Raw genomic sequence first — 21915 nt, forward strand, 5'->3', positions numbered from 1 at the left:
TTTTGTCATGCCTATTCGGCGTACAAAAAAAATCCCGGTTCAATTAAACCGGGATTAAATCGTAAAAAAGCATTAAATCGAGCTCTTAGAGCCTTCCACTTCCATGGCTTCGTCATCTGCAGTATGTACATCGGAATCAGCGTTATAAACCTTTTTACCGGTGGCGCTTTGGACTTTTTCTTTAAAATCATCCACATCGCCCAGTTTCTTTAGACCACTGTTATCTAAACCTGATTCACCGGCCTCAATAATGGCCGTTACCACATCGGAAGCATCCACCGTATCTTTGGCTGCTTCCGTTTGCAATAAGGCGAGATTCTTTTGTAAAAAGCGGCGCCACACATATTCGACGCTGGCTGTTGTATAAAGAAGGAAATAAAAATATGTAGCTGCGGAAGCCCCCATATAAAGAACGTAAATGTTAATGCCGTTATAGGTGTCGGCCAACTGCCCCGACTGCATTTCCTGCATCAAAAGAACCATAATGAGCATGGCTATAATCCCCAACACAATGGCTATCGTCAAAGCTACACCATACAAAACAAAAAGAAAGGCACTGTTGGATACATTGGTGTCGGGAAAACGTTTTGTCAGTCCTTTAGTATATAAATTGCGGCATAAGAGCCCTGCAATAGTAATAACCGCAAACAATACGACACCGGAAACGAGGTAGAATCTGTCACCCGTTACATATCCGTAAATACCTTTACTCACTAAGAATACGGCACATAAACTTAACAAATCAAAAATAATGCCGGCAAAGCAGGCTCGCCAGCCAAAATTTACATAATCTTTCATACTTTATCTTCCTAACCTTATAAGTTTAACATATTTTATAACAGTAAAAGCATACCACGAATGTATATCTATGACAAGTTAAGTTAGATTACCAATGAAAACTATAAATAAGTCAGTTACGGCAACGACTCTAATGATTTAATTATTTGTTTCTCTCTATTATGCGCGCCTTAACCATTATATTACAGAAAAAGAGTAGCAGCTCTGAGGCTACTACTCTCCGCAATTTACTCTTTAATTTCCTTTATAAAATTGCCTTGCGCATCAAATCTTAATGCATATCTTTCCTTGGTGCCGTTTATTTTTATAGTGGCTTCAAAAACGCCCCGATTAATACGATAATCGTACCATATAACGTCTTCTACTTTACCGCCTTCAATGCTCTTAGCTTTTTCTTCGGCGACTTTATAGATATCTGTTACTTTATTAAAATCAATACTGTTTAAATCTCCCAGATTTTCTTCTAATTTACCGGGACCGATTAATTCGAGCGGTTTCGGATCAGACCATTTTCCGTCCTTATAATCATAACGAACAACCTGATCTGTTGTGCCCGGTTTTTGCACATCAATTCTGCCGGTCATGCCGGTTTCCTTATGATACATCAGATAAATATCGTCCATTGCTTTCAAATCATGGCCCTTCAACTCCGGCCTATTCTTCAGGTCATCCATAATCTTATTGGCTAAACCCTGATCGGTAAATACATTGGCATTCTTGTCCCCACCGATTAAGCTATCTATCGAATTACTACAGCCACCCACAATGATGCCAAACACTAAAACCACTAACAGTAACACTAACTTTTTCATTCTCCAACCTCCCAGCTAAAACAATAATATAAAAAATAATGATATAAAATCATTTTCATTATTTTATCATATTAATCAATAATTTAATAATATCTGAACTGCAAAGATGAAAATAAAAAAACCGCACCTCTGTGCGGTTTCTAATGTGGTGGAGATAAGCGGGATCGAACCGCTGACCTCTTGAATGCCATTCAAGCGCTCTCCCAGCTGAGCTATACCCCCGTGCATTACAGATTACATAATACTAAAACTCTCACCTGTTTGTCAATATAAATTTTAAATTTCATATTGCAATTTAAGAATCATATACTGAATGTAAGACTCTTAAAAGTCTTGAGTTTCGTAAAACTTCTAAGAGCCTTTACACCTTTTACTTAGCGTATAAATTGACTGAACACATAATTACCGTGTTTAGCGCCGTCACGCGTGAGTCGCCAGCCTTCTTCGGTTTCTACCAATAACCTTTGCTTTATTAAGTGCACTATTTCATCGCCGAAAATATCTTGAACAGACTCATTAAATCGTTCTTTAAAAGCTTTTTCAGAAAGGCCCCACTTGGTCCGCAATGCTAAGAAACAAAAGTCCTCTACCGCACGGTTTTCACTGATAGTCGCTTCGAATACAATGGGCAATAAATTCTGGCGCAGCCGATTAATATAAGGCACCACATACGGTTCATTATTGCGCCGTACATCTTTATAAAAAGAATAGGCACCGGCACCAAAAGCCAAGTACTCTTTATACTGCCAATAGCGTAGATTATGATAGCTATAAGATCCATTGTTGGTAAAATTGGAAATTTCATACCGTTCGAAGCCATGAACCTTCAATTCATCAAGCATACAATCGTACATAGCTTCATTTTCATCATCCGATGGCAAATCGAGCTGACCAAGTTCCACCTGTTTATGAAGGTTGGTCCCCTCTTCCAACTGTAAGCCGTAAATAGATATATGACTGACACCTAAATTAAGCAATGTTGCTACATTGGTCTTTATGTCTTTTAACGTCTGTCCCGGTAAGGCATAAATCAAATCACCGCTTACCGACTGAAAACCTACCGACAGTGCATCGGTAATCGCTTGTTTGGCCATATGCGCATTATGACCACGTCTCAGTAGCTGCAACAAATTATCGTCAAAGGTCTGTACGCCGTAGCTCAGACGAGTAACGCCTAAAGATTTCAGCCCTTTTAAATATTCAATGTCGATTTCACCGGGATTAGCTTCCATGGATAATTCGCGCACCGAATCACAAGGATAATAGGTATATAGGGTATTTAAAATCTGCTCCAATTGACTGAGGGATAACTGTGTAGGCGTACCCCCACCGAAGTAGATGGTATTCACCGGTATCTTGGCACTTTCCGGATACGTCGAAGCCCATAGTTTAATTTCATCGCACAAGGCATCAACATAATCATCGTAATACGCCTCTAACCCTTCGTAAGAGGCAAAGTCACAATAGGAACATTTTTTACGACAAAACGGGATATGAAGGTACACCCCCATATCCCGAGACGTCGCAAAAGAGGGTGTGAATGTGGAATCCATACACAATCTCCTTTATCTTTTTAATATAAATCAGTCAAACAGCAGAGTCAGTATAACCTGTATTCTTAAAAATCCATCTAGGCTTGCCAACTCATTTACTGCCTTACTTGTCATCAACTTTAAGAATAGCCATGAACGCTTCCTGCGGAATTTCTACGCTACCTACTGCCTTCATACGCTTCTTACCTTCTTTTTGTTTTTCCAACAATTTACGTTTACGACTGATATCACCGCCGTAACATTTAGCCAAAACGTCTTTACGCCATGCTTTAACCGTTTCACGAGCTACGATTTTATTACCGACAGCTGCCTGAATCGGAATTTCAAACATTTGACGCGGAATCAATTCTTTAAGCTTTTCAGCCAACGCACGACCGCGGGTAGCCGCTCTATCTTTATGAACGATGATACTCAACGCATCCACCGGTTCACCATTCAAGAGAATATCCATTTTAACCATCGGAGATGCCTGATAACCGATGAGTTCATAGTCTAAGGATGCATAACCCTTAGTGGCGGATTTCAATTTATCGAAGTAATCGTAAATGATTTCGCCCAATGGCAAATGATATACGATAGAAACACGAGTTTCATCCAAATATTCCATGGATTGGTATTCACCGCGTTTATCCTGGGACAATTCCATAATGGCCCCGACGAAGTCCTTAGGTACGATGGTCGTAGCCTTAACATACGGTTCTTCGATAAAGTCAATTTCTGTTGGTGGCGGCAATTTGGACGGATTGTCGATTTCCAAAATCTCACCGTTTGTTTTATGCACTTTGTAGTTTACGCTCGGTGCCGTCGTAATTAACGTTAAATTGTATTCCCGTTCCAAACGTTCCTGAATAACGTCCATGTGCAAGAGGCCGAGGAAGCCGCAACGGAAACCGAAGCCCAAGGCAATAGATGTTTCCGGTTCGTACTCGAGAGCCGCGTCGTTCAAATTCAGCTTTTCAAGGGCATCACGGAGGTTGTCATAATCTTTACTGTCAGTCGGATAGAGACCACAATACACCATGGATACGGCTTTACGATAGCCCGGTAACGGTTCCGCCGCCGGATCATCCGCTTTCGTAATGGTATCGCCTACATGACAATCGCCTACGTTCTTAATGCTTGCGGCCACGCAACCTACGCTGCCACAAGTTAATTCATCCACCGGCAACAAGTTCGGTGTGAAAACACCGAGTTCAGTCACTTCAAAGTCTTTTTGATCGTGCATCATGCGAATAATGTCACGTTTTTTGAGGGACCCTTCTTTAACTCGTACATAGGCAATAGCACCTTTGTAAGAGTCAAAGCGGGAGTCAAAAATAAGGGCTCTGGTCGGCTGATCGGATTTATCTTCCGGAGCCGGAATGCGTTCTACGATGGCTTCCAAGATATCTTGAATACCAATACCGGACTTGGCACTGGCCAAAATAGCATCGGATGCATCGAGACCGATAATATCTTCAATTTCTTTTTTTACTCGATCTACGTCGGCACTCGGTAAGTCGATTTTGTTAATAACCGGAATAATTTCCAAGTCATGTTCCAATGCCAAATATACATTAGCCAAGGTTTGCGCTTCTACGCCTTGCGCGGCATCCACAACAAGCAAAGCCCCTTCACAGGCAGCCAAGGAACGGGATACTTCATAGCTGAAGTCAACATGACCCGGAGTGTCAATTAAATTTAAGGTGTACTGCTTGCCGTCTTTAGCTGTATGCAATAAACGAACGGATTGCGCTTTGATTGTAATCCCACGTTCTCTTTCCAAGTCCATGGAGTCAAGCACCTGAGCTTCCATTTCACGCTTTGTGAGCGTTCCCGTTGCTTCTATTAAACGGTCAGCCAAGGTGGATTTCCCGTGGTCTATATGGGCAATAATGCAGAAATTGCGAATATGTTCAGTTACCATGTTCCATTCTCCTCATAGTTAGCTTAACCACGTCATTCTCAATAATTTAGGATGAGCAACGGTTGAGCAATCAATAAATCTAAACCAATATAAAAGAACTAAAATTATTGAATAATTCTAGTTTAAGTGTGCTTACTATATACATATAATATAATCTATCATAATATTATAACATTACTATGGCATATCGTCTATTAGTGCAATGAGAAAGCCTGTAACCCCTCTCGGTTACAGGCTTCTTGACTAGTTAGCAGCTTCTTAAGTTACCGCTTTAGCTTAAACTAGCAAACAGTTTCAATAACACCGCCGCCAAGTAATTGAGTTCCTTCATAGAAGGCTACCGATTGGCCCGGTGTGATCGCGCGTTGCGGCTTTTCAAAAATAACTTCCATTGTTTCATCATCAAGAATACGGGCTACACATGGCGAAGGTTCGGCTGCATAGCGAATCTTACCGGATGCATGTAATTCCTGAGGAATCATGCCGGATAAGAAATTGTAATGTTTACAAATCATACGGTTTGTAAACAAACTTTCGTCCGGTCCTACAATGACTTCATTCTTTTCACCATCAAGACGAACTACATAAAGTGGATATTTATAGGCAACACCGAGACCTTTACGCTGGCCGATGGTATAGTTGAATAAACCGTTGTGACGGCCTAAAATCTCACCATTTTCATGAACAATATTGCCCGATTTAGCAGGTTCAGATAACTGCTTCTGAATAAAGCCCTGATAATTATGGTTAGGCAAGAAACAAATATCTTCGCTGTCCGGCTTATTCGCTACCGGTAAATCACGGTCATTAGCCATGGCGCGAGTCAATGTCTTCTTCTGCGCACCTAATGGGAACATCAAATGGCTCAAAATGTGCTGATTTAAGGTATACAATACATAACTCTGATCCTTGGACGGATCCGCACCTTTGTGAAGTTCATAGAGCTTCGTTGCTTCATTATAACGCACTTGTGCATAGTGACCGGTTACCATATGGGATGCGCCCAATTCAAGAGCACGATTTAATAACAAATCAAATTTTATATTTTTATTACAGAATACACAAGGATTCGGTGTGCGCCCGGCGGCATACTCATTAACAAAATAATCTACGACATTATCGTAAAAAACATCTCGAGCATCGACTACATGATGCTCAATGCCAAGAAAATCACACATTTTCTTAGCGTCCGTTACGGCGAGTGGCACATCATCAGGATCCGTGTCACTTACCCATAAACGCAAGGTAATCCCAAATACCTTATACCCTTGTTCTAACAGCATCGACGCTGTTAAGGAGCTGTCTACGCCCCCACTCATTGCAACTGCTACAACGTTTTCCATGCTTTCTCCTTCTGTGGTCGCTTGACCTGGTAAACTCAATAATACATCATACAGAGTGAAAGTCCGAATATGTATATACCGACAATAAAAATATAAAATACACAAATGCTTTAAAATGATTGCTAATTCATATAAAAACCGAAGCTCACAATTATAAAAATTAGCAGTATCACTATACTAAAGCAACAGTTAGTATACCATAAAACAGGCGTAATATATAGAGATATCTTAATCTTATGATTTTTGGAATCACATTACATCCTATATTACGCCTTATTTTACGTCTTAAATTTACAATTATACTAAAACTTAAGGATAACCCTCACAGGCTCTGAAAGCTTACTCGGCTTTACGATTAGCTAAGATTTCTTCCGCAGCGCCCAAAATACCGAGCATTGAATGTTCAAATACAAGGCCGCCCTGCATGAAGATAGTATACGGTGGACGAACCGGACCGTCCGCACTGAGTTCGATGGATGAACCCTGTACAAAGGTGCCGCCGGCCATGATAATTTGATCCGTATAGCCCGGCATATCACCCGGTACGGGACGCACATGAGCATCTACCGGCGAGTAAGCTTGCATACCGCGGCAGAATTGCTCCATTTCATCCGCATTATGCAAATTAATTGCCTGAATTAAATCAAATCGAGGGGAATCCACTTTAGGGAATACTTCATAGCCAAGAAGTGTACCCACCGCTGCTGTATATACAGCCCCCTTCAAGGCCTGCAACACAACATGAGGTGCCAAGAATAAGCCTTGGAAGAACAAGCGATAGCCCGGCGAATAGGAACCCATGTGGTCACCTAAGCCCGGTGCGGTCAATTCATAAGCCACGTCTTCAACCAACGATTCTTTACCGGCTACATAACCACCGGTCGGAGCAATACCGCCGCCGGCATTTTTAATTAGAGAACCGGCCATGATATCGGCACCGTGTTCAAGCGGTTCCGACATTTCGGTAAATTCGCCATAACAATTATCTACGAAACAAATTGTTTCGGGATTCTTGGCTTTAACTACTTTACAGATTTTTTCAATATCCGTAACGGAAAGTGGTTCACGGGTACTGTAACCGCGCGAGCGTTGAATTACGACTACCCGGGTATTTTCGGTTACGGCTTCGGCAATACCGTCCAAATCATAGGTATTGTCTTTTAGCGGTACTTCTTTATAAATAAAGCCCCGTTCCACTAAAGAATTGCGCACAGGATGGGGTACACCGATGACAGACTGCATCGTATCATACGGGGCGCCTACAGCATACACAAACTCTTTACCTTGCTTACCGCTGCCGAGCAATGCGATTAACGTCGTTGCCAAAGCATGCGTGCCCGACACGAAATGGGCACGTACTAAGGCCTTTTCCGCTTTAAACACATGTGCGAACACTTCGTCTAACTTTTCACGACCACTGTCATTATAACCGTAACCGCTGGAGCCGTTGAAGTGATAATCACTGAGCTGACATTCTTTAAAGGCTTCCAACACCTTCTTAGTATTGTGCAAGGCAATTGGTTCAAACTGTTTAAATTGAGGCTCTGCCATACGCAAAGCTTCGTCCCGTATACTATCTAAATTCATTATCTCAAAACATCCTAACTTAAAAATTAAATTCAACTTATACTATGATGCCCGATTTTTGAATTAAACTCATCGCTTCTTCAAAAATCGAATCACCGCTGCGACCATTATCGCAATCAATCCAAACTATATAAGGCATACGTTTATACCAAGTAATTTGACGTTTGGCAAAACGGCGCGTATTTTGCTGTATGGCAGCGATGGCTTCGGCTTTGGTGCATTCACCGTTAAAATATGCCACCACTTCTTTGTAGCCGATGCCTTTAAACGCCTGACAATCAGGCGATACACCGGCCGCCACGAGCCTTTCCACTTCTTCAAAAAGGCCCTGCTCTACCATGATGTTGACCCGTAAATTAATTCGTTCATACAGTTCCTCACGATTACGGCGCAAACCGATAACCGGACCTTCAAAGGATAAGCCTGCTTTCGTCTGATTAGTCAAGGCCTCATAGTTACCCTGCTCCATCAATTCAATGGCACGGAATAAGCGGTGTTTATCGGTGAAGCGAAGCTCAATACCGCCTTTTTTGGCTAATTCTTCGGCATAGACCAAAAGACCTTCATCGCCCTTTGTTTGCCATAATTCATCGAGCCGTTCACGAATGCCTGTATTCGGTCCTTCCACTGAAAAATCAAAGCCTTCCAACAAGGATTGTACATAAAAACCGGTACCACCTGACAGAATCGGCATATGGCCTTCTGTATGAGCTTTTGTAATTTCCCGACGTGCTTCTTCCTGAAAATCGGCGGCACTATACGATTCATCGGCAGACCGAATATCAATCAAACGATGCGGCACCGCTTCGAGTTCTTCACGAGACGGTTTCGCTGTACCAATATCAAGGCCTTTATAAATTTGGTAGGCATCGCCGGAAATAACTATTCCATTAAGTTTCTCTGCGAGTCGCAACGTTAAATCGGTTTTGCCCACAGCCGTAGGCCCTAAAATAGTAATCAATTGTTCCATACGATACCTCCTTCCTATGAAAACTATTGGTAAGCCATCTTGTAAGATTCAAGCTGTTTTATTATATAAACCGAATCACGGCTACCCTTTTACTTTATAGACGCCATAGGCTACGCGGCTATATTTACCGCCTAACAGTTCATCAGGCTCCATAGTTTGAAAAATCGAACTGAATGGTCGTTCTTTTACAATAACTCTTTCTTTGGCTACACGTTTCGCTTCGCGTAATATTGCTTCGGTAAAAACGCTTTCCACTAAATGGCCGCGCAAGCTTAAAAACTGTGGGCTTTCCGTAACGGGCACTTCAAACATAGGATCAAAATAGACAACATCAAAGCTATCGTCTTTGGCCCTTTGTAAAAAGGTTTCAAATCGCACGGCGCAAACTTGAATACGCCGCAGCGCTGCCGTTACAGTGTCATTTTCGTGGACAAAATGACGTAAGCCGTAATTTGTAATATACGCCAGTAAAGGATTACCTTCAAGCGCTACCATCTTTTTACATGACCGTTTAGCATAGGCTACCACCAAACTATCACTGCCAAGACCGGCCGTACAATCTAAAAACGATGATATCGCTTCGGGGCCGAGAGCTTCCACCAAATGATCGGTTTCGCCTCTGTCATAAGCGATGAGGCGAAGTTGCGCCATAGATAGGTGGAATTCATGAGCCTTACCTTCGCCCGTAAAAAGCTGCGGCCCCTTTTGACTGAAGATTAAAATATCTTTATTTTTATGATTAGCTTGTAAATTAGCCAAGGACAAGCGCTTCCGCTCTACATAAGGAATCCTAAGCAGTTTGGCGGCCCCTTTAGCTCGGGGAATCAAATCACCCTTACCTTTTTGCGACGTCGTCACAATGGCTCCGCAATTCAATGTTTCACTAATCATCATTAACTCCGTAAGAATAATTTGCCCAATTCTTCCGGCGTAAATTTTATAATCGTCGGACGACCGTGCGGGCAAACATACGGTTTATCCGTATGGAATAATTCCTCAATCAAAACGGACATCTGATAGGTATTCAAGGTATGACCCGCTTTGATAGCCCCCCGGCACGATGCATAAGCGAGCATTTCATGACGAAGTTGCGCTTTTGTGGGCGTCTGATAATCTTTTAACAATGAAAAAACATAGCGCAAGATTTCTTCGCCCTTGCTTTCCACCAGATCGATAGGCAGTCCTTCAATTTTTAACTGAGTAGGTCCGCCTTGCACAACTTGGAAACCTAAGTTAAGAAGGGTGTTATTTTGTTCTTCCGCAATAATTAACTCTTCCTCATTGGCTTCAATATATTGTGGAATCAAAAGTTCCTGCATCGGAATAGCCTCAGCGGATTTACAAAGTTGGTCATAACGAATCCGTTCATGCGCCGCATGTTGGTCAATGATATACAGATTATCGCCTTTTTTTGCCAAAATATAACAAGCCGCAACCTGACCCAATGGCAAGAGCCCGGTCGTATTGACGTTGAAACTATTGCCATTTGCTGTACTTCCAAGTGCAGTATCTACCCCTGAAGGCATTTCTGCTGTACCGGAATCATTGGAACCCGATCCGACTGCACCATCGGACGCATAACCGACGCCACCATTAGCGCCGTAACCGCCTGTGCCATCGGAACCATAGCCGGCGTTTCCCCGTAGGGATGAAGCTAACTGCCGGAATTTCTCTTTATCTTCTTCCGTATAGCTTTTTGGCACAACAGCATCGTTAAAATCGCCCGACTCAATCCAAGAACTTTGTTCATAGGTCGCCCGCGTTGGCGCTTCAAAACCTTCACGGCGAATTCGATTCACAAATTCATTTGTTTTTTCACGAGCCTGCTGAGAAACTTCCGCGAACGGATAAGCTGCCGAACCGGTGGAATTGACACTACCTATTTGACCGGTACTACTTCGATTAGCTGTGGCATCATTAAAACCGACCGTATCAAACTCAAGATTAATGGCCGAACCACCATCGGAAGTGATGTCAATATCATTGATTTTTGCCAAATCATGATTGGTAAAGGCTTTTTCATAATTAACGGCGGTAGTAATACTGTCATCGCCGCCACCAAAACCTTCTAAACCGTCCATGCCGGAATTATCACGGCCGGCCATCTGCTGCATCGGATTTTGTAAAGCTTGCAAAATCGCATGATACACGGCCTTAAATACAGGCTTATCATCTTCGAATTTAACTTCGCTCTTACGCGGATGCACATTAATATCAACAGTGCCCGGTGGTACCGTAATCGTTAGCAACACCAAAGGATAGCCGCCCTTTGGTAACAACGCATGATACGCATTGTCGATGGCTTTCGTGATGGCTTTATCGCCGATAACACGATTATTAACCACTACAGTCTGCCAAATACGACTACTTTTTAATAAGGTCGGCTTACTTACCACACCATGAATCGTAATGCCTTCCGATTCATAAGCAATGGGGAAAATATCATCACTCACTTTATAACCGTATAAAGCGGATACTGTATCGACGAGATTACTATTCCCCGGCACGACGATACTCACAGTATCATTATTAATCAATTTAAAGGCCACATGGGGATTGCTAAGGGCCAATTTGCCGACGATATCCTGAATCTTAGCCGCTTCCGTACGATCCGTTTTTAAAAACTTACGACGTGCCGGTGTATTGTAAAATAAATCACGCACTTCAATGGTCGTGCCCGGTTGCGCTCCAAAAGGCAGGCAATCGGTAAATTTACCGCCATCAATCAGGATGCGTGTGCCCAATTCCTGATCAACTTTACGGGTGATTAAACTGAAATGTGACACGGAGGCAATACTGGCCAAGGCTTCACCGCGAAAGCCTAAGGACGCAATATCAAATAAATCATCCACCGAACGAATCTTGCTGGTAGCATGACGTAAAACCGCCAAGCGCGCATCTTCTTCGGTCATGCCTGAACCGTTATCGGTAACACGCATATACGTAGTCCCGCCGTTGGCGATTTCGACTTCAATGGAAGTGGCGCCGGCATCGAGGGAGTTTTCCAATAACTCTTTAATAACTGAAGCCGGTCTTTCAACTACTTCTCCGGCCGCTATTTTGTTGATTGTAACTTCATCAAGAACATGAATCAGAGCCATTAACGGCCACCTCCCTTGCGGGCCTCTTCCTGTAATTTATAGAGTACGTTAAGTGCTTCAATCGGCGTCAAACTCATTACGTCGACCGCCAGTAAATCATCCAATACGGACGTAGTGAATAAATTGGCATTAGTCGGCATGGCAAAGGTTGTATCATTAGCTCCATTCCCCTTGCCACTTTCATTGACGAAACTATCAGCACCGGCGTTAGCCGAAGCGCCTGCACCGTTCAACGGCATAGCCTCTTGCGAACCACCGGAAGTACTCATGCGAGCTTCCCGCACGGCACCGCTGTTACCACGTGATGTGGCGGCTTCTTCAACGGCCGAGCCTTCTAAGGCAGCTAATATAACTTCTGCCCGTTTTAATACGGAATTTGGCAGACCTGCCAATTTGGCAACATGAATACCGTAGCTGCGGTCCGCACCGCCCCGTACAATACGACGGAGGAAGACAACATCTTTCCCCTTTTCTTTAACGGCTACCGTATAGTTTTTAAGTTTTTCATACTGTTCTTCCAAACAAATAAGCTCATGATAGTGCGTTGCAAACAAGGTTTTACCGTGAATATGTTTACAAATATGTTCCACCACGGCTTGCGCAATGCTGAGACCGTCAAAGGTACTGGTACCGCGACCGATTTCATCAAGAATGAGCAAACTATTGGATGTTGCATTGTTAAGAATATACGCAACTTCCTTCATTTCTACCATGAATGTACTTTGACCGGTAGATATATCATCGCTGGCACCCACACGGGTAAAAATACGATCAACCGGTGAAATAACGGCTTCACGAGCGGGAATGAAAGAACCGATTTGCGCCATAATCATGAGTACCGCCACCTGGCGCATATACGTGGACTTACCGGCCATGTTAGGCCCTGTAATGAGCAAGAATTCTTCGCCGCTGTGATTTAGCGTTACATCATTCGGCACAAACACTTCCCGTTTCAAGTATTTTTCAATAACCGGATGACGACCGTCACGAATTGTGATTTGGCCGTTCATGGTCATAGTCGGGCAAATGTAATTCTCTTCATAAGCCACTTGAGCCAGACCGGATAAAACATCAAGATTAGCTAGAGCCCTAGCCGTTGCCTGAATCGGTTTTACCGCTTCTTTAACGGCTTCACGAAGTTCTTGATATAGCTTTTGCTCTAAGGAAATAATCTTGTCCTTAGCGCTTAATATATTAACTTCAAACTCTTTAAGTTCCGGTGTGATATAGCGTTCCGCATTGGCCAACGTTTGTTTACGAATAAAATAATCCGGTACATCGGCTGCATTAGCATGAGATACTTCAAAATAATAGCCAAACACTTTATTGTAGCCGGTTTTTAGGCGGATGCCGGTTTTGGAACGGGCTTCTTCTTCCAAGCGATGTAGCCATTCCTGACTATTTGTCGCCATAGAGCGAAGATCATCCAATTCCTGATTAAAACCATCGCGAATAACGCGACCGTCTTTTAAAGTAAGGGCCGGTTGTTCCGCAATAGCACGATTTAATAAATCATACACATCGGCATGACAGTCTATCTGGCTCACCACTTCTTGCAGTAAAGTGCTTTCAAAAGCACCGGCAATATGTACTAAGTCAGGCAAAATACGGAGTGATTCACGAAGTGATGTGAAATCACGGGGTGATACGGAGCCGGTCTCTACACGAGCCAAAATACGTTCAAAGTCAAAAATCAGTTTTAACAATTCCCGTAAGCGTCCCTGTTCCGTAGGTTTAGCAATCAATTCCGTAATGGCACGCTGACGTCGTTCGATATGATGAATATCCATGAGCGGACTTTCCACCCATTGTTTCAAAAGACGAGCGCCCATCGGCGTCAAGGTTTTATCTAATACCTGTAAGAGGGTACCTTTAACACCGCCATCGCGAAGATTATGAGTTACTTCCAAATGACGAAGGCTCGATGTATCAAGCACCATACGATCGCCGATATGGAGCGGATGGATATAGTTGATATGAGAAATATCAGTTTTAATTACGGTGGAAAGATAGGTCAATAAATACCCCAAACCTTCCAATACATCTTCTTCCAATAAACCGGCGTCGGCAAAGTGAATCATGCCCTGCTCGCGCACATCAGCTACCGGTAAGTTCGGCATAAACGGCGATAAGGCTACATTGTCTAATTGAACATCGATAAAATCCTGTAACTCTTTGCCCAAAGGCAGGCTGCCGACGGTAACAATTTCCGAAGGACGATACATGGACAAAGCATCCTGAATGGCGTTTTGACGCTGACCATGACTGATTCTATCCCATATCACTTCACCGGTGGAAACATCGCAAAAAATCTGAATTAACGCCTCATCGGTGCGGTAGAAGAGCGCCAGGAAGTTGTTTTCACGCGCTTCCGTGCCGTTTTCCGTAAGTACCGTGCCCGGCGTAATCACACGAATTACATCGCGTTTAACGATGCCCTTCGCTTCTTTGGGGTCTTCCACCTGCTCGCAAATCGCTACCTTATAGCCTTTTTTTATTAACTTTTCAATATAGCTTTCCGCTGCATGATACGGCACGCCACACATGGGCGCTTTCTCCGCTTCGCCGGAATTACGTCCGGTAAGGGTAATGTTGAGTTCTCGCGAGGCTGTTAGAGCATCGTCATAAAAGAGCTCATAAAAGTCACCGAGACGGAAAAACAGCAACTCTTCTTTGTATTTATCTTTTATGGAAAAATACTGATCCATCATGGGCGTTTGTTTTTTGCTCATAGACGCCTCCACTTTTCTAAAAACACTGTATAGTAAGTCATTAATCAGACCCTAAAACTTTACACAGTAAGCTGTTTAGGTCTGATTAATTTAATGATAATTCATATCAAAATTTAATGATAATTTATGTCAGAATTTAATTATATGATAGTGCCGTATAAAATCCAAGTTTGCGCACGGTCAACACGCGCATTTACGGTTTGGCCAATCTCTAGGGATTCATCCTTAGGAAATAAAATCATCTTGTTGCCGGACGTACGGCCGAACCAAACGTCCTCATCGTTACGGCTTGGGCCTTCCACGATAATTTCATAGGTTTTGCCTTCCATTTCCTTATTAAGTTCCAAGGAGATTTCATTTTGCACGTCCATCAAAGCTTGTAAACGTACGCGTTTTACTTCTTCAGGAACTTGGTCTTCCATGGTAGCTGCCGGCGTGCCGGAGCGTTTGGAGAAAATAAATGTATAGGCCATGTCATAGCGAATGTCTTTTAATAATTGCAAAGTTGCCTGAAAATCTTCTTCCGTTTCCCCCGGGAACCCAACAATTAAGTCTGTTGTCAAAGTAAGACCGTCGTTTTTTTCACGACAATAATCAATTAACGCTTTATAATGTTCAACCGTATAACGGCGATTCATCTTCTGCAAAATGCGATTAGAGCCGGATTGAATCGGCAAATGAAGCTGCGTAACTACGTTCGAGGAACGACCGAGTGCATCAATCATTTCTTTATTCATATCCTGCGGATGACTCGTCATGTACCGAATGCGTTCAATCCCCGGAATCCCGTCAAGGGCGTCGATTAAGTCGCCAAAATGCGTCCCGTCTTTGAAGTCTAAGCCGTAAGAGTTAACGTTTTGGCCAAGCAAGGTAATCTCCTTATGACCGCTGGCGCCGAGTTTTTTAACATCTTCCACAATCGCTGCGATGGGACGGCTGATTTCGCGACCGCGCACATGAGGTACGATGCAATAGGTACAGAACTTGTTACAACCGTTCATGATTGGCACCCAAGCGGAGAATGTCCCCATTGGTTTCGCTTCCAATTCATGAAGCACGGAATTATCCATTTCGATATTAATCTGATGTTTATGCGTGCGTTGTACTTCTTCAACCATTTCATTGATATGACGCAAGTTATGAGTCCCCAATACGATATCGATATGAGGTGCTCGTTTAAACATATCCGCCTGGTTTTTCTGAGCCATACAACCGGTAATAGCGATGATTAAATTTTTATTCTTCTCTTTTAAATGCTTGAGTTCACCGATACGACCATAAATCTTATGTTCTGCCGTTTCACGTACACAACAAGTATTTAAAATAATCAAATCCGCTTCTTTAAAATTTTCTGTATTTGTATAACCGGCTGTTTCTAACTGATGGGCCAAACGCTCCGAATCACTTTCGTTCATTTGGCAACCATAGGTAAATATATAATACTGCTTCATATCGTCTCCTTAGATGTCTTTCTTGTATTTCTTTACTTTTTACTTCTTACTTCTTCTACTGCTTTACAGCTTATACTGCTTAACTTATCTTACTACGTATATACATTTAGTAAAATTATTTCAAACCTTTTATACGTATTAGGCTCGTTTAGGATCTACCATATTATCCACTACAATGGCCAGTCGCTCCACCGACATGCCTGTAATGTATTCAATTTCATTGCTGATAGCTTTGTGCATTTCACTCATTATTTTTTTCACCGGACGACCGCGATAAATAGATACGCCCATTTCAAGTTTCAGCGCATTAGTCCCCTTCGTCGTCTTTTTGATTTTAATATCTTCGCAGCCCGCAATGCCCGGCACTTTGATGAGACTGTTTTTAATCAATGATTCAATGACTTGGTCTGAAAAAGTTAAGCGACCATAATAACTGAATACCGGACGAATGACTGATTTTTCAAAATCTTCCGCACCGGTGCCATTCGGTTTATTCGTACGAGTGCGGCGCAGAATAGATTTAATCGGGTCAATCAAATAGCCTTTAAAATGAGGTTTCAGTTCCATCGTCGGTACCGGAATAATATGCTTGCCTTCTTTCAGGCGTGCATTTTGCGCTTTTTCAATCTCGCGGGTAGATGCCACGTCTTCAATATGAATATAACGGGACGGCTTACCGATACCTAAGGCGGTAGAAATTTTACTAACCATGTTTTCGGACGTCCCCAAAATAAGAATACGAGCCGGTTTTATTATATCCAATTGTTCCTTAACCGAACGAATTTGTTCCGGGTCCTGAAAAATAGCGCGACGAACCGCTTTTAGACGACTGGCTTCTTTTTTGGCGGAAAAGCCGGCTACAATTTTATTGTTGTGAATCAAAATACCATCATCAATGATGCATTCTGCATTATTTTCATGAGCAACCACAAGGGCACGATGACTTTTGCCTGTACCGCTTGGGCCTACAAAAGCAATAACTTCCATAGCTGTCTCCGATTTCTCAGTACTTAACGTGATTCTAAAACTTTTAAAAATTCTGCTATATTCTCACTTTGAATTTTAAATTCACCAACGGCCAATGGCGGTTAACTTAGCTTAATGTGCTTGCAGCACATGTAAAAAGTCAGCTACGCTTTCGCTCTGAATCAAATAATCACCGATGGCTTTCGGTAATTTCGTTTCAATGCCGTGGAAATCAGAACCGCCCGTAATTAACAATTTACGCAGAATAGCCATTTTACGATAACGAGCTTCATCTTCTTTTTTATGAATAATATGATACACTTCGATACCATCAAATGGTAATTGAAGCAGTTCTTGAACATAGTCATCGTTTTTAATTAATTTCGGATGTGCCATAACGGCTAAACCATTGGCATCATGAATTAAATTAATTACATCTAACGGATCAGCCTTAAATTTAGGCACATAGTAAGGGGCTTCCTCTTCGAAGTAAAGTTTCAAACCCTTCATCAACAGTTTTTAAATAGCCTTTGTTAATCAAAAGTTGTGCCAACAGCGGACGTCCCAAGGAGCTGGCATTAGGAAATGTTTCTTTAAATTCTTCTACCGATACATCGTAACCGTCTTTAACCAATAAATCAATCATTTTAAAAATACGATTTTCACGTGATTCTTTGAAGAATGTTAGATAATCATTCAATTCTTTATTCGTGTAGTCAAAAGCATAACCGAGGATATGAACGTCTTTGTCTTTGTAAGTAGAGCTGAACTCACAGCCCGGAATAACGGCAATATCTAAATCAGGCTCTTTCAACATAGTCATAAAACCATCAATCGTATCATGGTCGGTAAGTGACATCATTTTAATCCCCGCCGCCTTGTTAGCCGCCCGTAAATCCAAAGGACGCATTACACCGTCAGACGCCGTACTATGCATATGAAAATCTACTAACATGATAATTACCTCCTTAATTGACACCGAATCAGAATTAATGACAGCAAAGGCAGTCGATAGAATCCCATCGACTGCCATAGATTATAAGGTATTTAACGTATCGATTACAGCTGTTTTTACATCAGTAATAGCTACTTCCACAGCTTCACCGGTTTTACGAGTTTTTAATTCTACAGCACCTGATTCCAAGGTATTTTTACTTACCGTAATACGTAAAGGATAACCAATTAAATCAGCATCTTTAAACTTAACACCGGCACGATCTTTACGATCGTCAAGCAATACATCCACACCGGCCGCTTTAAGTTCATCATAAATCTTAGTACTTGCTTCCATAAGTGCATCATCTTTAGCATTAATTGGTACGACTACCACTTCAAATGGAGCAATGGCGCGTGGCCAAATAATACCATTTTCATCATGGAATTGCTCAATTGCCGCGGCTAAAGTGCGGGAAACACCAATACCATAGGACCCCATAATATATGGATTAGGGCGACCATTCTGATCGAGATAAGTACCGTTTAAGGATTCACTGTATTTAGTGCCCAGTTTGAATACTTGACCTACTTCAATCCCCTTAGCGATACCTAAGTGACCGCCACAGTTTGGACATACATCATCAGTGGTAATCAAGCGAATTGGCGCTACAATGATATCTTCCAAATTAAAATCACGTTTTGGGTTGATATTAATATAATGAGCATCCTTTTTATTGGCACCGCCGCAAGCATTAAACATTTCCATAACGGATTCATCAACAACAATTTTGAATGTTTCCGTTTGTTTTAAGCCTACCGGACTGATAAAGCCACCGGTTAAACCGGCAGCCAAGAGTTCTTCTTCGCTGGCCATTTCAGGCTCAATACCGCCATCAACAGCGTGTTGCACGGCAATTTCATTCACTTCATGGTCACCGCGAACCATAGCTAATACTACCACTCCATCAATGGACAATACAACGGCTTTCATGGTTTTATCCAAAGGCAATGATAACTGCTCAGCTACAGCTTCAATTGTTTTAGCATCCGGTGTAGCTACTTCCGTAAGTTCCAATAAAGGTTCTTCCGTCTGTTTCATGACACCCGGTTTACCAATTTCAATATTAGCCGCATAATCACAGTTCTCACAGTGAATTACATCAGCTTCGCCGGAATCGGCTAACGCCATAAATTCATGACTATTGCTGCCACCAATAGCACCGGAGTCGGCTTCTACCGGTTTGAAATATAAACCACAACGGCTGAATACATTTTCATAAGCATGATACATATCCCAATAGGATTTATCGAGACCAGCTTCATCAAGGTCGAAAGAGTACGCATCTTTCATGATGAATTCGCGGCTACGCATTAAACCGTAACGGGGACGACGTTCATCACGATATTTATTTTGAATTTGATATAGAGTCAAAGGCAACTGACGATAGGATTTTACTTCATCTTTTACTAGGGTCGTAATCATTTCTTCGTGAGTTGGTCCTAAGCAATAGGAGCGATCATGACGGTCGTTAAAGCGAATCATTTCCGCACCATATACATTCCAACGGCCCGACTCCTGCCAAATTTCAGCAGGTTGAATAATCGGCATCATAATTTCCTGAGCACCGATATTGGCCATTTCTTCGTGAATAATAGCTTCAATTTTACGAATACTTTTCCAAGCTAACGGTAAATAGGAATAAATCCCCCCGGCCATCTTGCGAATCATACCGGCACGCAACATATACTGTTGACTGACTACATCTGCATCGGCAGGTGTTTCCCGTAATGTAGGGGCATATAATTTACTGGCTAACATTGAATTACGACTCCTTTGCTTTTGACTCTAAATACATTTCTATTTCATGGAATAAAGCATCCACTAATTCACTTTCGTCAACGGTTTTAATGACCTCTCCCTTGCGGAAAACAATACCGCGGCCATCACCGCCGGCAATCCCGAAATCAGCTTCACGCGCTTCGCCGGGACCATTTACCACACAGCCCATAACGGCTACGCGAATCGGCTCTTTAATACTCTTAAGGCGTGCTTCCACTGTTTCTGCCATGCTGAATAAATCAACGCGGCAACGTCCACAAGTCGGACAGGAAATCATGGTCGCCCCATAGGTACGAAGGCCCAAGGAGCTTAAAATTGTTTTACCCACTTCCACTTCATGAATCGGATCCCCTGTCAAGGAAACTCGTAAGGTATCACCGATACCTTGCGCTAACAAAGCACCGATACCGATGGAAGATTTAACCGTTCCCTGCGTAATTGTACCGGCTTCCGTAACGCCTAAATGGAGGGGGTACGGAACTTTGGCAGATAGCTTCTGATAGGCTTCAATCATGAGCGGCACATCAGTCGCTTTAATGGATAACTTCATTTCGCGGTAATCCAAAGACTCTAAAATGCGCACATGTTCCAAAGCCGCTTCTACCATGCCATCCGCACAAGGATGACCACCATAGGCTTCCAAAATGTGAGCCGGCAACGAACCGGCATTAACGCCGATACGAATAGGAATCTGTTTTGGTTTAGCTTTTTTAATAACGGCCACCACATTGTCGATGCCGCCGATATTCCCCGGATTGATACGCAAGCCGTCAACACCGCTGTCGATAGCTTCAAGCGCCAAGGTATAGTCAAAATGGATATCCGCAATCAATGGGATTTGAGCACCCGCTTTAACAGCTTTGATAGCCTTAGCGGCTGCCATATCAGGCACAGCGAGGCGTACTAAATCACAGCCCGCTTCAGCGAGGAGATTAATTTCGGCAATGGCCTTCTCCGTTTCTACCGGATTCGTAGTTATCATGGATTGAACACTAACCGGTGCAAAATGACCGATTGGTACATTACCCACTTTAATTCGAGTTGTTTCTTTTCTGTTAATCATAGGTAACTCCTATATTACAGACGGCTAATGTCATGAGTCGTAGCATATACAAAGAGAGCCAATAAAATGAAAACCCCCGTCATTTGTATATAATACAATGCTTTCGCCGGCAAACGTCGTCTCGTAATTCCTTCAATGATTAAAACAATTAGGTGACCACCATCCAATGCCGGAATCGGCAATAAGTTGATGACGCCTAAATTCAAACTTAACAAGGCGGTGAATTGAAGCAAGTTCCAAAAACCGCTTTCAGCCACTTGACCGGCCATTTGGGCTACCCCGATAGGTCCGGCAAGTTCCGCATTGGCATGACCTGTAATCATGGACCAAATGCCATCCACCATACTAACTAAAACAAAACCGGTTGTATGAACAGCCTGTATAGCAGACTCACCAAGACTTAACGGCTGGGAGTGCATAACCGGATTAATACCAATGACGGCACGCCCGTCATCACCAACCGCTTCCGGAATAGCCGTCAATTCTTGATTGACACCATTACGGTTTACTACAATCGGCACAATCGTATTAGCCGTTCCCTGTAGTGTTTTTGAAATATCCGTCCATTCATTTACAGGCTTTCCGTTAATCGATACGATACGGTCATTAAGCTCCATCTGAGCATTGATAGCCGGTGAGCCATTCATCATGTTCCCTACTACCGGTTCCATAGAAGGTGTCTGAATGCCATTGGCCACATAAACTATAAAAAATAAAACTAATGCCAATAAGAAGTTAAATACTGCACCGGCAGCAATAACGACAAAACGTTTCCATACCGGTTTATTTAAAAACGAACGGTCATCGAGCGGCTCTTCCGGATCCATACCGGCGATTTTATTATAACCGCCGAGAGG

16 protein-coding genes, 1 tRNA gene and 1 pseudogene (1 of these 18 only partly in view) are annotated in these 21915 nt (G+C 42.7%); all 18 read right to left on the reverse strand.

The window, feature by feature from the left end:
• Window positions 1–72: 72 nt before the first annotated feature.
• Window positions 73–798, reverse strand: a complete 726-nt coding sequence (locus QZL64_RS05535) for a hypothetical protein (protein WP_021841008.1) — start codon at window positions 796–798, stop codon at window positions 73–75.
• Between the two features lie 227 nt (window positions 799–1025).
• Window positions 1026–1610: a hypothetical protein gene (locus tag QZL64_RS05540; RefSeq protein ID WP_021841009.1), complete on the reverse strand. Its 585-nt coding sequence runs from the start codon at window positions 1608–1610 to the stop codon at window positions 1026–1028.
• A 146-nt stretch (window positions 1611–1756) separates the two neighbouring features.
• Window positions 1757–1832 (reverse strand) — tRNA-Ala (locus tag QZL64_RS05545).
• A 152-nt stretch (window positions 1833–1984) separates the two neighbouring features.
• Window positions 1985–3163, reverse strand: coding sequence for a radical SAM family heme chaperone HemW (gene hemW, locus QZL64_RS05550; RefSeq protein WP_021841010.1), 1179 nt, complete (start codon window positions 3161–3163; stop codon window positions 1985–1987).
• Window positions 3164–3266: 103 nt separating this feature from the next.
• Entirely contained in the window at window positions 3267–5069 is a 1803-nt protein-coding gene (gene lepA, locus QZL64_RS05555; protein WP_021841011.1) for a translation elongation factor 4, read from the reverse strand.
• Window positions 5070–5350: 281 nt separating this feature from the next.
• A complete protein-coding gene (mnmA, locus tag QZL64_RS05560; protein WP_021841012.1) occupies window positions 5351–6412 on the reverse strand; it encodes a tRNA 2-thiouridine(34) synthase MnmA in 1062 nt (353 codons plus the stop codon).
• Between the two features lie 339 nt (window positions 6413–6751).
• On the reverse strand, window positions 6752–7999 hold the full coding sequence (locus QZL64_RS05565; RefSeq protein ID WP_021841013.1) for a methionine gamma-lyase family protein: 1248 nt from the start codon (window positions 7997–7999) through the stop codon (window positions 6752–6754).
• Between the two features lie 37 nt (window positions 8000–8036).
• Window positions 8037–8969 (reverse strand): tRNA (adenosine(37)-N6)-dimethylallyltransferase MiaA, encoded by a 933-nt coding sequence (miaA, locus tag QZL64_RS05570; RefSeq protein WP_021841014.1) that lies wholly within the window; start codon window positions 8967–8969, stop codon window positions 8037–8039.
• Between the two features lie 81 nt (window positions 8970–9050).
• Entirely contained in the window at window positions 9051–9860 is an 810-nt protein-coding gene (locus tag QZL64_RS05575) for a class I SAM-dependent methyltransferase (protein WP_021841015.1), read from the reverse strand.
• Window positions 9861–9862: 2 nt separating this feature from the next.
• Window positions 9863–12070: a DNA mismatch repair endonuclease MutL gene (gene mutL, locus QZL64_RS05580; RefSeq protein ID WP_021841016.1), complete on the reverse strand. Its 2208-nt coding sequence runs from the start codon at window positions 12068–12070 to the stop codon at window positions 9863–9865.
• Window positions 12070–14802, reverse strand: a complete 2733-nt coding sequence (gene mutS, locus QZL64_RS05585) for a DNA mismatch repair protein MutS (RefSeq protein ID WP_021841017.1) — start codon at window positions 14800–14802, stop codon at window positions 12070–12072. Before mutS ends, mutL begins: the two co-directional genes overlap by 1 nt.
• Before the next feature lie 140 nt (window positions 14803–14942).
• Window positions 14943–16253 carry a tRNA (N6-isopentenyl adenosine(37)-C2)-methylthiotransferase MiaB gene (miaB, locus tag QZL64_RS05590; protein ID WP_021841018.1) on the reverse strand — a complete coding sequence of 437 codons (1311 nt, stop codon included), beginning with the start codon at window positions 16251–16253 and terminating at the stop codon, window positions 14943–14945.
• 138 nt (window positions 16254–16391) lie between these two features.
• Entirely contained in the window at window positions 16392–17240 is an 849-nt protein-coding gene (locus tag QZL64_RS05595; RefSeq protein WP_021841019.1) for a hypothetical protein, read from the reverse strand.
• Window positions 17241–17351: 111 nt separating this feature from the next.
• Window positions 17352–17684 carry a hypothetical protein gene (locus tag QZL64_RS05600; protein ID WP_296309357.1) on the reverse strand — a complete coding sequence of 111 codons (333 nt, stop codon included), beginning with the start codon at window positions 17682–17684 and terminating at the stop codon, window positions 17352–17354.
• Window positions 17677–18174 (reverse strand): PHP domain-containing protein, encoded by a 498-nt coding sequence (locus tag QZL64_RS05605; protein ID WP_021841021.1) that lies wholly within the window; start codon window positions 18172–18174, stop codon window positions 17677–17679. The genes QZL64_RS05600 and QZL64_RS05605 overlap by 8 nt, the downstream gene beginning before the upstream one ends.
• Window positions 18175–18255: 81 nt before the next feature.
• The gene (locus QZL64_RS05610; protein ID WP_021841022.1) at window positions 18256–19974 is read right to left on the reverse strand and encodes a proline--tRNA ligase; all 1719 of its coding nucleotides are present in this window, start codon (window positions 19972–19974) and stop codon (window positions 18256–18258) included.
• A 4-nt stretch (window positions 19975–19978) separates the two neighbouring features.
• Window positions 19979–21058 (reverse strand): flavodoxin-dependent (E)-4-hydroxy-3-methylbut-2-enyl-diphosphate synthase, encoded by a 1080-nt coding sequence (gene ispG, locus QZL64_RS05615; RefSeq protein WP_021841023.1) that lies wholly within the window; start codon window positions 21056–21058, stop codon window positions 19979–19981.
• A 14-nt stretch (window positions 21059–21072) separates the two neighbouring features.
• A pseudogene (rseP, locus tag QZL64_RS05620) lies at window positions 21073–21915 on the reverse strand (RIP metalloprotease RseP); it runs 206 nt beyond the window's last position.

This window comes from Veillonella sp. CAG:933, from assembly GCF_000431435.1.
Lineage (GTDB): Bacteria > Bacillota > Negativicutes > Veillonellales > Veillonellaceae > Veillonella_A.